Below are 14,786 nucleotides of genomic sequence, written 5' to 3' on the forward strand. Positions count from 1 at the left end.
AACAATTAAATAATCGATTCCAATCTTCGGGGCAGGGTGAAATTCCCGACCGGCGGTAATAAGCAGAGATGCTTTAAGTCCGCGAACTGCATGGTTGATTGCCATGCGGTTGACCTGGTGCAACTCCAGGACCGACAGTTACAGTCTGGATGGGAGAAGATATCGAGCCGGATTTGGTGCCGTTATGCGCCATTATTTGACTACCAATTAATTAAACCCTAAAGCCCCTCTATGCTTTAGGGTTTTTGTGTCTGTTAGGCTAGTGTCCTTCATCACGAGAGTGGAATCGATATAAAGATGAAGGAGGAATAGATGATGCGTAACACAAGCAAGCAATCATCAAATTTATTAAAACTTATTATTTTGGCTTTACTAGGGACAATTTCACTTTTATTATTTTTCTTGAATTTCCCACTGCCATTTTTACCACCATATTTAAAAATTGATTTTAGTGATGTGCCAGCATTAATGGCTTCACTCATTTTCTCACCACTTGCCGGTATAATTGTTGTAGCGGTGAAAAATTTACTTTATCTTGCGGTGTCTGGAGCGGGCGATCCAATTGGTGTTGCAGCAAATTTCCTTGCAGGAGTAATGTTTGTCGTGCCAGTTTCGATTTTATATCATAAATATAAAGGTGTTAAAAGCATTGTTTCTGGTTTGGTTACCGGAACACTTATTATGGCGATTGGAATGAGTGTATTAAATTACTTTATCATCCTCCCTGCATATGGATGGTTTATGGGATGGGAAATGACAAATCAAGTGATTTGGGCATCTGTTTTAGCAGGTGTACTGCCATTCAACATTATAAAAGGTATTATCGTAGCACTATTATTTGTGCCATTATTTATAAAAATGCATAGCTGGATCACACAGCAGCAAACGAAATTTATATAAATATTAAAAGCTAATCTCTGACTAGGGGGTTAGCTTTTTTTGTACGGAGAAAACAGAACTTGACCCCTGGTTAATTGAAACATCATAAAGTTTTTAGGGTTTGATTTTTCTTTGGTAATAAATAACTTCACAAGGATAGAACTAAACTTTTCAGTCGTGTGATTTTTTGTGATCTGAGATGCGCATTGATATAAAATTAACGAAAGCATTTGGTTATATATGTTAAAATATTATGGAATATTATAAAGTTTCAAATTATGATGTATCTTCACATAAATTACTACGAGAAAGGGATAAGATATGGAGCGTAAATCCTTAATTAAAAAGTTTGATAAACAAGCAAATAAGTATAACAAACGCCGCAAAAACGATAGTGCTTATCGGTTTCGTGAGCGGATTTTTCAAGATGTAGAAGGAAAGGTTTTAGAGGTTGGTATTGGTTCTGGTCTTAATTTTCCCTTCTATAATAAAGACGTTGAATTGACTGGGGTGGATTTCAGTGGTGAAATGATGAAGGTAGCGCAATTGGCCGCAAAAGAATTTCCTTTTAAAGCTACATTCATAAAAGAAGATGTTGAGTCTGTGAAATTTAACGAAAGCATTTTTGATACGATTGTATCTTCAACAACTTTATGCGCGTATCAAAATCCTGTCATTGTCTTAAACAACTTTCAAAAATGGTGTAAGCCAGGAGGGAAAATACTTATGATGGAGCATGGAATCAGTACGAACAAACCATTATCATGGCTACAAAAATCATTGGATCCGTTGGCATTAAAATTTGTAGGGTGCCACCAGGACAGAAATATTAGTGAAATTGTAAAAAAATCTAGTTTACAACTTATTAAGGAAGAGCGTTATATGGCGGGTTGCCTATATTTGATATGGGCTAAACCATAAGGATTCAATGATCGCGTGAAGTTTTTATCAAACTTTATAGTTACAATAATCTATAAATGTAAACATTTACATACATATTGTATGTATGTTAAAATAAACTTAACTTATGATGAGGGTGTGAAGTGAATGAGACTAAGTAGTTTTTACCCCGTATTGATGACACAGAAAGTAAAGGAAACAAGTGCATTCTATCAACAGTATTTTGGATTCTCAAGTGTTTTTGAAGCGGATTGGTACATGAGTTTGAAGCAAGAAGAGACTGGTGATGAATTAGCAATCCTGCAGTCTACTCATGAAACAGTGCCCTCTTCTTTTGGAAATTCTGTACAAGGATTAATTCTTAATTTTGAAGTAGAAAATGTAGACGAAGTGTATCAGCAATTGATTAAGGAAGAACAGCTTCCATTACATCTCGATTTACGTAACGAGGCATTTGGTCAAAGGCATTTTATTACAAGTGACCCAAATGGGGTATTGATTGATGTCATTACCGTTATTACTGCAGATCAGTCCTTTCAAGATCATTACTTAGAGGAAGTGAGAGAGTAGAAGTCATTATGAGTGGATATACGCCATTAAAATATTACTTTGATAGGGAATTGGCTCTTCGGCTGGCATATTTAATTCAGGCGCAGTATCCTCATTTTACCAAGAAGTCTTTTGTGGATACTGTAGCCATAGAAGTTGAAAATATAGAATTAAAGGCTCGCGTTGAGGTAATTGCGGACACATTAAAACAACATCTCCCTACTGATTACAAAGAAGCTTTAGCTGTCTTGTTAAAGATTTTGGGACCAGAAAATAATACAGAAGAAGGCATGTTTACCAAGGGCTATTTTCTAATGCCGATCGCTAAATTTGTCGAAAGCTACGGACTGGAGCATTTTGACTTATCCTTAAATGCAATATATGAAATAACAAAACGGCATACATCAGAGTATGCTATCCGACCTTATTTACATGCAGATACTGATCGCTGTATGGCCTATTTTCAAGATTGGATAAAGGATCCTAATTCACATGTAAGAAGATTGGTGAGTGAAGGAACTCGACCAAGACTCCCATGGGCTAAAAAGATTCCTCCGTTAAAGGATAATGTCCAATACAATTTACGTTTGCTAGAGAATTTAATGCATGACAGCTCCCGCTATGTTCAAAAATCTGTAGCAAACCATATGAATGATTTAACAAAAGAAAATCCCGAAGCAGTCCTCAAATGGATACAAAGGCTTATATCAGATAGTAATGGTATAAACCCTAAAATTATTAAAAACGGATTAAGAACATTGATAAAATCAAAGGATGAACATGCGTTGGAGTTATTGCGTCAGGTGGAGTGAGGAGTGTAGACAGCATGAGAAAAAATAAAACGGAAACAGAACAAACAATACAAAATTTATTGGAAATAGCAAGACAGCATTTTATAGCGTGTGGATATGCGAACGTTACCTTAGAAGAGATTGCAAAAGAAGCAAATGTAACGAGGGGTGCCTTATATCATCATTTTAAAAATAAAAAAGGGATTTTTCTTGCCGTATTTGAAATGGTTCAAATAGAGATAAGGGAGTATGTAGAATCTGAGGCAGCAAAAAATAATGATAGCTGGCAGCAATTAATCAACGGGTGCCGGGCTTTTCTGGAAGGGGCAGTACAATCGCATAATCAACGCATTCTTTTAATTGATGGCCCGGCCGTTTTAGGCTGGGATACCTTTAGAATAATGGACGAAAAATATTCGATGAAATCACTGAAGGAACAATTACAGTTTATGCAGAAGCAGGATCTAATAAAGCCTTTTTCTGTAGAGGCAATGTCGCATTGTCTTTCTGGAGCAATGAATGAAGTGGTATTGTGGATTTCGGACCACCTTAATCAGAAAGACGTGATAGAAGAAGCAATGATTGTTTTACAGAACATGCTAGAAGGTTTGAGAAATAGGTGAACCTAAAAATAAGGAAAAGTGGTGCCTCATCGTCCCGGTATATTTGATTGCAAACGAGTAAAATCGCTAGGGGGAGACAGACAATCTAAAAACAGCAGCAAATTATTTGCAGGACAATCATATTAGTAGAAGAGACGACACTTACGTTTAATCTCTCATCGCTCCGGCCTCACGGGCAGTCATTGCACCTTGTCCTTCGCTCAAATCCTTTTGGATTTCTTGTTTTACTTTTTTAGTGTCAGTCCCGGCAAAACCTGGTTTCGTACTAGAATGCAACGTCTTATTAGCTTGTTGATCTTGTGGCATATTGAGCCTCCTAATTATATTGTGAAATAGTCTTATTATCTACAAAAAAGCGATCAGTATGTCCACATGATTTGAATATTACATTCGTTGCTTTTACAGAATGACCCTCATTTTCCTAAACATTCTTCAAAACAATGACATTAATACAAGCATTTCTATCATACTTTATTCTAGAGGTGGTAAAATGGCAAGAATCGCTTACCGGGATGCAGACGTTGACTTAATGGCAAGGATGATGAGAGCAGAGGCTGAAGGTGAAGGAAAACAGGGAATGCTCTATGTAGGGAATGTTATCGTTAACCGTGTTGTGGCAGATTGTCCGGATTTTAACGATTTAAGAAACGTTGAGGATGTTATTTTTCAAGTGCAAGGTGGTAATTATTCTTTTGAAGCCGTTCAAAAAGGGAATATGTTTTATCAAAGAGCAAGAGATTCTGAAAGACGGTTAGCGGAACAAAATCTGAAGCATTGGAGACAACACCCGGCGAAATATGCGCTGTGGTATTTTAACCCATATGGTCCATGCCCTCCAACATGGTACGATCAGCCTTTTTCTGGACAGTTTAAATTACATTGTTTTTATGAACCAGCACCTGGAACATGTGAAAGTGTATACATCGGATGACTGGATGTTAGAGAGGAAAGTTGGAAGTGACGAACGAAATAAAAAGGCTCAGAGAACTTTATCTCTGAGCCTTTTAATGGATATTATATCTGAAGGGTGAGGGTGATTATTCTTCCTCCACTAAATTCCGTGCAGTCGGCATTGCCTCTAATCGTTCAACAGGGATCGGTTTTCCTGATTTTTCACTAATTCCATATGTTCCATCTTTAATTCGACGAAGTGCATCATTAATTTCCTGGAGGCGATCTCTAAGCATGAGGTCGAATCCGGCATCAAGCTGTTGTTCAAATTGCTCTGTACCCATATCTGCTGGGTGATTATCATAATTTGCCAGTTCCCCGACCGATTCATTCGGACCGGTATTATTTTCGGCTTTAATTTCTTCTTCTGTTTCTTTCTTTAGCTGTAATAGCTGTTCTTTAAAATAACTCAATTTCTCTTTGCTTAGTGGGTTACTCATGTACATCCTTCCTTTCGTTGGCAGAGAGGCAAGTATATCCCATTCCTATCTGTGTAAGTTTAACCATGGTATCAGCCTGAGAGCTTATGGCTACCAAGTTTTCTAGATGGGATGGTTACGGGTTAAGTTAGATGAGCTCTGCAAGAAGCAGTGAGATTCCTAATAAAAATCCATAAATGGTATTTGTTTTCGCAGTTGCTGCCATCGCAGGCATCATTTCAATTGCTGTCTGTTTTCCACGGAATTTACGGATTGCTTCACGCGCCTTCAAGCCACTTAAAAATGTTAATAATGACCATAATGGTAAGATACCCGTAATAAGGAGCAATGCTGTAACACCATATGCAACGAGCATTAATGTAGCAAGCAATGTGATTGATTTTTCCCTGCCGATAAGAACTGCTATTGTTTTTCTGCCGCCAAGCTTATCGCCATCACGATCACGAATATTATTGGAAAAATTAATGTTTCCGATTAATATCGTAATGGGAATTGAAATCCAAATCATGGATAGTGATACTGTTCCCGTTTGAATGAAATAGGTAATACCAATAATAACCATGCCCATTAGAACACCAGAAAATAATTCACCAAATGGTGTATAGGATATTGGAATAGGTCCTCCTGTATATAAATAACCGAAAGCCATACATATTAAACCAATAACGGCAATCCACCAGCTGGAAGCGATGCAAATATAAACTCCGATAAGAATGGATATCCCATAAAAGATGAAAGCTAAGTTGCGTATTTTTTTGGGAGCAATACCATCACGAACGATCGTCCCGCCAATACCAACAGAATTGTCGTTATCTAGCCCTCGTACAAAATCGTAATATTCATTAAACATATTCGTCGCAGCTTGAATAAGCAAGGATGCAATAAGCATTGCTGAAAATAACAGCCAATTGATCGCACCTTCATTAAAAGCAATCATTGTTCCGACAAATACTGGGACAAATGAGGCTGTCAGTGTATGTGGACGCATAAGTCTCCACCAGACGTGAAATCCTTCACGTTCATTTAAAGCATGTTTAATCGTTGTTTTTTCTGTAGATTGCATCAAATAGTTCCCCCTGCAAATTATCAATAGATATCATACTAATTTTAGCAAATAAAAGAAGGGTGTCAATGTCATCTAGTTGTTATTCGTGTCATATATTGGCAAGATGGGGAGGATTTATTCCTATACGTCTTGTATAAAGGCATTCATTAAAGCTTGGTGAAAGTCAAGTTTTCTAACTAAATCTAGATGCTTTCCTTGAGAAACTGGCGAGCATAGCATAAAATAGAAAGGATGACACCTTTAAAGCATCATTGTGGAGGTTTATATAAATGATTGAAATAAAAGAGGATCAACTTGCATCATTGCTTAATGGAGCAATCGAGCAGCTTCAGGCAGAAGATGATCGTAGACTTGTTAGTTTTACTAAAAAAATAGCGACCACAAATCCGCTGCAGTTTTTTGAAGCGGCAAAGCATATTTTTGAAAATCGTACGTTTTGGACAAGCTCATCGCAAATGCTTTGGCTTACAGGCGTTGGCAATGCGTTTGAAATGGGAGCAGATAAATCTCGATTTGAAGTGATTGAAGCAGCTTGGAACAAGATGCTAAACGAAGCATATATCCATAATCCATATGAGGTTCCTGGAACCGGGATTGTTGCCCTTGGTGGCATGTCCTTTGACCCAATAAATGCGCAGACAGAATTATGGAAGAAATTTCGACCCAGTCAATTTAGAGTTCCTGAATTTTTACTTACAAAATATAATAGTTCGTACTATTTAACGATAAATGTATGTGTAAGAAAAAATGATCATGCGAAACAACTAGCTGAAGAACTAAGGCAGATTGAACAAAAATTGCTTCTGGGGCAGAAGGTTCCAGATGATATACTGCATATTGTAGATGAAAGCGAAATGGACCCTGAAAAATGGATGGATATTGTTCGACAGGCCACAGATGAGATTCGTAACCAACACGTGGAAAAAATCGTGCTTGCTCGTGAATTACGCCTTACATTCAACCGTCACGCTGAGATTTCATCGATTTTAAATAATTTATTAAAGACACAGCCAAATAGTTATATTTTTGCGTATGAAATCGGGGATGATTGCTTTGTTGGTGCTACCCCAGAAAGACTTGTTAAAGTGGAGAAAAACAAGCTTTTATCAACTTGTCTGGCAGGAACTGCACCACGTGGCAAAACGGAAGAAGAAGACATGAAAATTAGTGAAGCGCTGCTGAATGATGAAAAAAATCGTCAGGAGCATGATTTTGTTGTGCAGATGATTAAGCATGGAATAAAAGACTATTGTACAGAGATGACGATTCCGGAAGTTCCAGTTGTTCGCCCTTTTAAAAACTTACAACATCTTTATACTCCGGTTACCGCACAACTAAGGGATGGCTTTACAATATTAGATATTATTAAGCAACTGCACCCGACTCCAGCGCTTGGCGGAAGTCCAAAAGCAGAGTCACTTGCATTTATTAGGGAGCATGAATTACTCGACCGTGGCTGGTATGGCGCGCCAATCGGTTGGATGGACAGCTCTAATAATGGAGAATTTGCGGTTGCAATTCGTTCGGCACTAATCCAAAAGAATCAGGCATCGCTTTTTGCAGGTTGTGGAGTAGTGAAAGATTCAGATCCACAAAGTGAGTATGAAGAAACAAAAATTAAGCTTCTTCCTATGCTTACCGTTTTAGGAGGATAAAAGTCAATGGATCATATTGAAAAATTAACACGTTATACAGCTAATGTAGTTGATGAAATTGTAAAAAGTGGAGTAATCGATGTGGTTATTTCGCCGGGATCGCGTTCTACTCCGCTTGCATTAACCTTTACAGAGCATCCTGATATCAAAGAATGGGTTATCGTTGATGAACGGTCAGCTGCTTTCTTTGCAATGGGAATTGCGAAACAATTGGATCGACCGGTTGCGCTTGTCTGTACGTCCGGTACAGCAGCAGCGAATTATTTTCCAGCAATTGTTGAAGCTTACTATAGTAGGGTGCCATTAATTGTTTTAACAGCAGATCGCCCCCATGAGTTGCGTGATGTTGGGGCACCACAAGCAATTGAGCAATTAAAGCTTTACGGAGACTATCCAAAGTGGTTTCATGAGATGGCACTTCCTGAAGCAACACCAAATATGCTCAGTTACGCACGTAATAAAGCGGCTCGTGCAGTGTATATGGCAAACGAGGGAAACCCAGGCCCTGTCCACTTGAATTTTCCGTTTCGTGAGCCGCTTACACCCGACTTTTCATTGGAAAACATATGGGAAAACCCTAATGCGACAGATGAAATGCAAACCGTTAATACTTTTATGGACGGTGAGAAGCGTTTATCCGAGCAGCAGATAGAACAGCTTGTTCAGAAACTGGCTGATGGAAAAAAAGGACTTATTGTCTGTGGTCCACAAACAGATAAGCGATTTGCTCAAGTGATTACGGAACTCGCATTGAAATGGAGGCTTCCGGTTTTAGCCGATCCATTGTCTCAAGTCCGCGCTGGCAGCCATGAGAAGGATCATGTGATTGAAGCATATGATGCTTTTCTAAGAAACAAAACGATACGAGAACAGTTGGAACCTGATTATATTATCCGTTTCGGTGCAATGCCAGTTTCGAAGGCATATCTTTTTTATGTGAAAGAGCATGCACATGTGAAACAATACATTGTTGAGGGAAGCAGCGGTTATCGAGAGCCTGCGGGAAATAGGACGGAGTTTATCTTTGCTGATCCAGTAATGCTTTGTCGTGCAATACAAGCAACTTCATCTATAAATGAGGTGGAGTTGAGCTGGCTAAATCGTTGGCAGGAAATGAATCAAATTTCAAAGAAACATCTTTTAAGCGGCAAGGAGTCACAGGTAACAGAGGGAGAGGCCGTACGTGGTCTTTGTGAAGTTATACCGGATCAAAGCACGCTATATGTAGGAAACAGCATGGCAATACGCGATGTTGACACCTTTTTTATGACAACACCGAAGCAGGTGCAGGTTCTCGCTAACCGAGGCGCGAATGGAATCGATGGAGTCGTATCTAGTGGTGTTGGAGCTGCTGCAACAGGGAGAACAGTGACACTCTTAATTGGTGATCTTTCGTTCTTCCATGACATGAACGGGTTGCTTGCAGCGAAGCACTACAAATTAAATATAACGATTTTACTTGTTAACAATAATGGTGGCGGCATTTTCTCGTTTTTACCACAGTCCAATGATAAGCGGCATTTTGAAGCGTTATTTGGAACACCAGTCGATATTGAATTTAAAAAGGCGATTGAAATGTATGGTGGTGAATATATGCAAGCAATGACAGAAGACCACTTGAAGGAGCTGCTTGCTGCAAGTTACCTGCATGAAGGACTTTCTGTTATTGAAATTAAAACAGATCGTACAGAAAATGTGACATGGCATCGAGAAAAATGGAATGCAATTGAAAAGGAAATCTTGCAGGATTGGGATGGGTAAATTGTATCACACGATTGGTCAAGCAACGTATTGGTATGAAGTAGATGGAGAAGGGACCCCGATCGTCATGCTTCATGGATTTACAGGGAGCACAAAGACATGGCAGCATGTGAAAAGCGCCTTCGGAACAGGCTATCAAATTATCGCCATTGATCTGCCAGGGCATGGAAAGACACAGGCTTCCCACGTTAGAACAATGGAAATGTGCTGTACAGATCTACATGCGTTATTTCAATTTCTTGGATTAGAAAAAATCCATTTAGTTGGTTATTCAATGGGAGGACGAACGGCATTATCCTATGCATTAAACTACCCTGCAATGATTCAATCGTTAATATTGGAAAGTGCTTCACCAGGCATAGCAGACGAATCAGAGCGACGTCTGCGAATGGAGGCTGATGAAAAGTTAGCCGAACGAATTGAGCGGGATGGCGTACAAGCATTTGTTGATTATTGGCAGGATATCCCATTATTTGTATCTCAAAAAAGCCTCCCGTCCAAAGTGCAGGAAGATATTCGGCGTGAGCGTCTTTCACAAACAACAGAAGGTTTGGCGCAATCATTGCGTGCAATGGGAACAGGGGCTCAAGAACCGTGGTGGAGTCATCTAGAAAGCTTTGAATGTCCAGTGAAACTGATTGTTGGAGAACTTGATCCAAAGTTTATTGCAATGAATAAAAAGATGCAGAAGCACTTAAAATCAAGTAAGATGAATATATGTGATAATGCTGGACATGCAGTTCATGTGGAAAAACCTGAAATCTTTGGTAAACTAGTAAGGAAGTTTATCGCGCATAACAGACTGTAATACGCCAACTTTAAGTGTTGGAGAGACAAAGCGTAAAAATGGTGGTAAAACAGCCCGTAAATTCCTGGCTCTGTTCAAGGATCTTTAGGTCGTACCTAGCATTTAGTAGGTGAAGGGTCCTTACTGAATGAAGGTTCACTTTATCGATTCGGTTACAGATTAAAAGGAAGGGATAAACACTTTTAGCAGTAATTTTCAAGGAGGATTTAATATGACAGTGCAGTGGGAAAAAGTAAGAGAATACGAAGAAATTATTTATGAAAAATATAATGGAATTGCGAAGGTCTCGATTAATCGCCCGCATAAGCGTAATGCATTTACACCATTAACCGTACAGGAAATGATTCATGCATTTTCGGATGCTCGTGATGATTCTGAAATTGGCGTTATACTTTTAGCTGGTGAAGGAGATAAAGCATTTTGTTCAGGAGGAGACCAATCCGTTCGTGGACATGGCGGTTACGTTGGAACAGATACAATTCCACGATTAAATGTGCTTGATTTACAACGTTTAATTCGTACGATTCCAAAGCCGGTAATTGCTATGGTTTCAGGGTATGCAATCGGTGGCGGACATGTATTGCACGTTGTATGTGATTTAACAATCGCTGCAGACAATGCAATCTTCGGCCAAACTGGTCCGAAAGTAGGAAGCTTTGATGCAGGATATGGCGCAGGCTACCTTGCGCGTATGGTTGGTCATAAGCGTGCTCGTGAAATCTGGTACCTATGTCGCCAGTATAATGCAGAAGAAGCATATGAAATGGGGATGGTGAATACTGTCGTACCACTTGAAAAGTTAGAAGAAGAAACATTACAATGGTGTGAAGAAATTTTAGAAAAATCACCGACAGCACTACGCTTCCTAAAAGCATCCTTTAACGCAGATACAGATGGACTTGCTGGATTACAACAGCTTGGTGGAGATGCTACATTGCTTTATTACACAACAGATGAAGCAAAAGAAGGACGCGATGCTTTCAAAGAAAAAAGAAAGCCAAACTTCAAACAGTTCCCGCGTTTCCCTTGATCGGTGTTTAATCGTACAAAACCTTTGCTTCTAATGGCAAAGGTTTTTCACTTTATGTGATAGAGGTTGTTCAGAGAGCGAAACATGCTGAAATAATGTAGTTAAGGAGAATGAAAAATGACGGATACGATTCCGCATTGGTTAACGAAACAAGCAGACTTATCACCAGACCATCCAGCAATTGAAATGAACGACGGTACGATGGTTACATTTAATGAGCTAAGAGAAAGCAGTCAGCGTTTTGCTCGAAAATTAACATATCTTGGAATTGAAAAAGGAAGTCATGTTGGGATCCTGTCCACGAATCAAATTCCGATGTTGAATGCGATTCATGCATTAAGCTATCTTGGTGCAGTTGGTGTTCTACTCAATACAAGACTGACGAATGATGAATTAAATTATCAGCTGAAGGATGCAAATGCTACTTTCCTTTTAACAGCAGATTCGTTAAAAGAGCAAGCTTCCATGCTGCAAGTAGAAAAAATCCATTCCTTTTCCGATATTGATGTATTGCCAGAGAAGAAGGCGATATTAGAGACCGAACTGAATTTAGATGCTATTTTTACAATTATGTATACATCAGGAACGACCGGGTTTCCGAAAGGTGTTGTACATACATATGGGAATCATTGGTGGAGTGCAATGGGCTCTGCTCTAAATCTTGGCCTTGACAAGCGTGATAAATGGTTAATTCCACTGCCGATTTTTCATGTGAGTGGTTTATCAACCTCGATAAAGAGTGTAATATACGGGATGCCGATTTACTTACTAGAAAAATTTGATGTGAAGGCAGTTCACTACGCATTAATGGAAAAGGGTGTGACAATTGTTTCGGTCGTTACAATGATGGTTCAACGACTCCTCGATGTGCTTGGCAAAGCAAGCTATCCGAAGGAATTACGTTGTATACTGCTTGGTGGTGGTCCAGCGCCAAAAGCTTTATTAGAGCGAGCAAAGGAAAAAAACGTGCCAGTTTTTCAGTCTTATGGCATGACGGAAACGGCTTCCCAAATCGTTACACTGAGTCCAACGGATGCTCTGGAAAAGCTCGGTTCTGCAGGGAAGGCATTATTTCCAGCCCAGCTTAAAATTGAAACACAAGCAGATGATTCAATTGGGGAGATTCTTGTAAAAGGTCCAATGGTGACCAAAGGATATTATCATAAGCAATCTGCAAATGAAGAATCGTTTCAAGCGGGATGGCTAGCGACAGGTGATTTAGGCTATTTAGATGAAGACGGCTATTTATATGTCGTGGATCGTAGAAAGGACTTAATTATTTCGGGTGGGGAAAATATTTACCCCTCGGAAATTGAAGGTGTTTTAAGTGGGATGAAGCAAATTAAAGAAGCCGGTGTTACTGGAAAATCGGACGACAAGTGGGGACAGGTCCCGATTGCTTTTATCGTGAAAGAGATGGATGTAACTATTGAAGAAATTAAAGAATACCTCCAAACACGTCTAGCTAAATATAAGCAACCGAAGGAGTTTTATTTTGTCAATGATCTCCCAAGGAATGCAAGCAATAAACTAGTACGTAACAAGTTAAACCATTAATTTACTAATAAAAGATTAGGTTTAAAGATTGCTCCCTTATGGTATATATTATTAAATTCTGGAAGGGAGCATTTGTTTTATGGATAACTTTATGGATCAGTATGTTACATCAAGCTTTATGCAGGGTTTTCAAAATTTTGTTGTAGCTCTTATTATATTGCTGGTCGGTTGGCTTATTGCTAAAGCAATCGGAAATGCCGTTGAAAAAGCATGTTCCAAAACCGATTGGGACGATAAATTAATTCATAAGTTTCGTATGAGTGATAAAGAAATAAAATCAGAGAAGGTAATTGGGAAAGTCGTATATTACATACTTCTCTTGATTGTATTTATCTTGTTCTTTAATGTGCTTAATCTGAATATGATTGCAAATCCACTTTCTGACTTGATATCCACGTTCCTGAGTATAATCCCAGCAGTTTTAGCTGCAGCGTTAATTCTTCTGTTTGCGTGGATTATTGCTAGCATTGCTAGATGGCTTATTGTTCAGGGCAGTAAAAAGCTTAACTTGCAGCATCTGTTTTTCAAGTTGAAAATCGCAAAAACAGAATCGGAAATTAAAAAATATATAGATACACTCGGCAATATTGCCTTTTACTTATTACTATTACTTTTCATTCCAGGTGTACTGGATGCACTAAATATTCAAGGAGTTGCAGAGCCGTTTAGTGGGCTGCTATCTTCCATTCTTGTATTCATTCCAAAGTTAGTTGCTGCTGCAATTATTTTTGCTGTTGGTTGGTTTGTCGCAAAAATAGTGAAAAACATTGTTACAAATCTCTTTCTAGCTGTTGGTTCAGAGAAGCTAATGAATCGTTTAAAACTTTCCAGGCTTTTTGAAGGAACAAGCTTTGCAGCATTTGTAGGGCAAGTCGTATTTATTGTCATTATGATTCCAATTGCGATTGCTGCATTGGAACAATTAGAGCTAAGAGGTATTACGGACCCAGCAATTGCTATGCTGCATACGGTTATGACGATGATTCCGAGTATATTGATAGCCATTGCCCTCATTCTTGTAGGTATCTGGTTAGGAAAACTAATTGGTGGATTTGTTGAAAATTACTTACAACGTCTAGGTTTCAACCGGCTAGCTTCACAACTGCATATTGGTGGAAAAAGCATTTCTGACAACAGAATGACACCTTCAGCAATTGCAGGGTATATCGTACAAATTTTAATTGTCTTTTTCTTAACGGTCCAAGCACTAAATCTGATAGAGCTTCATTTCCTAGTGGGAATTGCAGCAGCAATAACAGCGTATTTACCGAATGTGCTTGCAGCAGTTCTCGTATTAGGTGTTTCGGTTATCTTAGCGAACATCGTTCAAAAAGTGCTGGTTAATCTACTTGATGGTCCAGCTGCTAACCTGCTTGCTGCGTTTGCGAAGTATTCGATTCTTGTGCTCGCAGGATTTATGGCATTAACACAATTAGGGATTGCCTCAGCGATTGTGAATGCAGCGTTTATCCTTATTCTTGGTGGCCTTGCGTTGGCATTCGGACTTGCATTTGGTTTAGGGGGAAAAGACTTTGCTGCTAAGTACTTGCGCAAGTTTGATAAAACTATTGATGAAACGATTGTAAAAGAAAAAAGCAATCGTCAAGCAGAGGATGACATCGTAGATACAGAAGTTAATCCAACAAAATATACAGAAGGAACGATTGATGACGCCGATCCGGAGCGACCATAAGCTGGATTTCGAAGAGAACATCTGCACGTATTGGAGATGTTCTTTTTTTGTTTAATTTTCTTTAGATGAGACAAATTAATGGT

Annotated in this window: 15 protein-coding genes and 1 riboswitch; of the genes, 12 read left to right on the top strand and 3 right to left on the bottom strand. The window is 39.0% G+C overall.

Annotation, left to right across the window (positions count from 1 at the left end):
* The first annotated feature begins 18 nt into the window (after positions 1–18).
* Positions 19–165: riboswitch (FMN riboswitch) on the top strand.
* A 150-nt stretch (positions 166–315) separates the two neighbouring features.
* The 5 genes from D1B32_RS05315 to D1B32_RS05335 all read left to right on the top strand — a co-directional run bounded on the left by D1B32_RS05315 (position 316) and on the right by D1B32_RS05335 (position 3,742).
* Positions 316–900: an ECF transporter S component gene (locus D1B32_RS05315; RefSeq protein ID WP_095309203.1), complete on the top strand. Its 585-nt coding sequence runs from the start codon at positions 316–318 to the stop codon at positions 898–900.
* Between the two features lie 300 nt (positions 901–1,200).
* A complete protein-coding gene (locus tag D1B32_RS05320; protein ID WP_118888805.1) occupies positions 1,201–1,800 on the top strand; it encodes a class I SAM-dependent methyltransferase in 600 nt (199 codons plus the stop codon).
* A 126-nt stretch (positions 1,801–1,926) separates the two neighbouring features.
* Positions 1,927–2,349, top strand: a complete 423-nt coding sequence (locus D1B32_RS05325; protein ID WP_118888806.1) for a VOC family protein — start codon at positions 1,927–1,929, stop codon at positions 2,347–2,349.
* A gap of 8 nt (positions 2,350–2,357) precedes the next feature.
* Positions 2,358–3,140: a DNA alkylation repair protein gene (locus D1B32_RS05330; RefSeq protein ID WP_118888807.1), complete on the top strand. Its 783-nt coding sequence runs from the start codon at positions 2,358–2,360 to the stop codon at positions 3,138–3,140.
* 14 nt (positions 3,141–3,154) lie between these two features.
* Positions 3,155–3,742, top strand: coding sequence for a TetR/AcrR family transcriptional regulator (locus D1B32_RS05335; RefSeq protein WP_118888808.1), 588 nt, complete (start codon positions 3,155–3,157; stop codon positions 3,740–3,742).
* Between the two features lie 147 nt (positions 3,743–3,889).
* Here D1B32_RS05335 and D1B32_RS23995 read toward each other — a convergent pair whose 3' ends face one another.
* Positions 3,890–4,048, bottom strand: a complete 159-nt coding sequence (locus D1B32_RS23995; RefSeq protein ID WP_168927280.1) for a hypothetical protein — start codon at positions 4,046–4,048, stop codon at positions 3,890–3,892.
* A gap of 184 nt (positions 4,049–4,232) precedes the next feature.
* Between D1B32_RS23995 and D1B32_RS05340 the strand changes: the two genes are divergently transcribed.
* Positions 4,233–4,673: a cell wall hydrolase gene (locus D1B32_RS05340; RefSeq protein WP_095309180.1), complete on the top strand. Its 441-nt coding sequence runs from the start codon at positions 4,233–4,235 to the stop codon at positions 4,671–4,673.
* Positions 4,674–4,779: 106 nt separating this feature from the next.
* On the opposite strand, the gene D1B32_RS05345 is transcribed toward D1B32_RS05340, so the two are convergent.
* The gene (locus tag D1B32_RS05345) at positions 4,780–5,133 is read right to left on the bottom strand and encodes a TraR/DksA C4-type zinc finger protein (protein WP_118888809.1); all 354 of its coding nucleotides are present in this window, start codon (positions 5,131–5,133) and stop codon (positions 4,780–4,782) included.
* A gap of 127 nt (positions 5,134–5,260) precedes the next feature.
* Entirely contained in the window at positions 5,261–6,196 is a 936-nt protein-coding gene (locus tag D1B32_RS05350) for a 1,4-dihydroxy-2-naphthoate polyprenyltransferase (protein WP_118888810.1), read from the bottom strand.
* Positions 6,197–6,468: 272 nt separating this feature from the next.
* Here D1B32_RS05350 and D1B32_RS05355 point away from each other — a divergent pair, with 272 nt between their 5' ends.
* The 6 genes from D1B32_RS05355 to D1B32_RS05380 all read left to right on the top strand — a co-directional run bounded on the left by D1B32_RS05355 (position 6,469) and on the right by D1B32_RS05380 (position 14,703).
* Positions 6,469–7,854: an isochorismate synthase gene (locus D1B32_RS05355; RefSeq protein WP_118888811.1), complete on the top strand. Its 1,386-nt coding sequence runs from the start codon at positions 6,469–6,471 to the stop codon at positions 7,852–7,854.
* A 6-nt stretch (positions 7,855–7,860) separates the two neighbouring features.
* Entirely contained in the window at positions 7,861–9,615 is a 1,755-nt protein-coding gene (gene menD / locus D1B32_RS05360; RefSeq protein WP_118888812.1) for a 2-succinyl-5-enolpyruvyl-6-hydroxy-3-cyclohexene-1-carboxylic-acid synthase, read from the top strand.
* Positions 9,608–10,423 carry a 2-succinyl-6-hydroxy-2,4-cyclohexadiene-1-carboxylate synthase gene (menH, locus tag D1B32_RS05365; protein ID WP_118888813.1) on the top strand — a complete coding sequence of 272 codons (816 nt, stop codon included), beginning with the start codon at positions 9,608–9,610 and terminating at the stop codon, positions 10,421–10,423. The genes menD and menH overlap by 8 nt, the downstream gene beginning before the upstream one ends.
* A gap of 211 nt (positions 10,424–10,634) precedes the next feature.
* The gene (gene menB / locus D1B32_RS05370; protein WP_095309165.1) at positions 10,635–11,453 is read left to right on the top strand and encodes a 1,4-dihydroxy-2-naphthoyl-CoA synthase; all 819 of its coding nucleotides are present in this window, start codon (positions 10,635–10,637) and stop codon (positions 11,451–11,453) included.
* Between the two features lie 117 nt (positions 11,454–11,570).
* A complete protein-coding gene (locus tag D1B32_RS05375) occupies positions 11,571–13,010 on the top strand; it encodes an o-succinylbenzoate--CoA ligase (RefSeq protein WP_118888814.1) in 1,440 nt (479 codons plus the stop codon).
* A gap of 79 nt (positions 13,011–13,089) precedes the next feature.
* A complete protein-coding gene (locus D1B32_RS05380; protein ID WP_118888815.1) occupies positions 13,090–14,703 on the top strand; it encodes a mechanosensitive ion channel in 1,614 nt (537 codons plus the stop codon).
* Positions 14,704–14,786 lie beyond the last annotated feature (83 nt).

Origin of the sequence: Oceanobacillus profundus (genome assembly GCF_003515705.1) — a bacterium.
Lineage (GTDB): Bacteria > Bacillota > Bacilli > Bacillales > Amphibacillaceae > Oceanobacillus > Oceanobacillus profundus.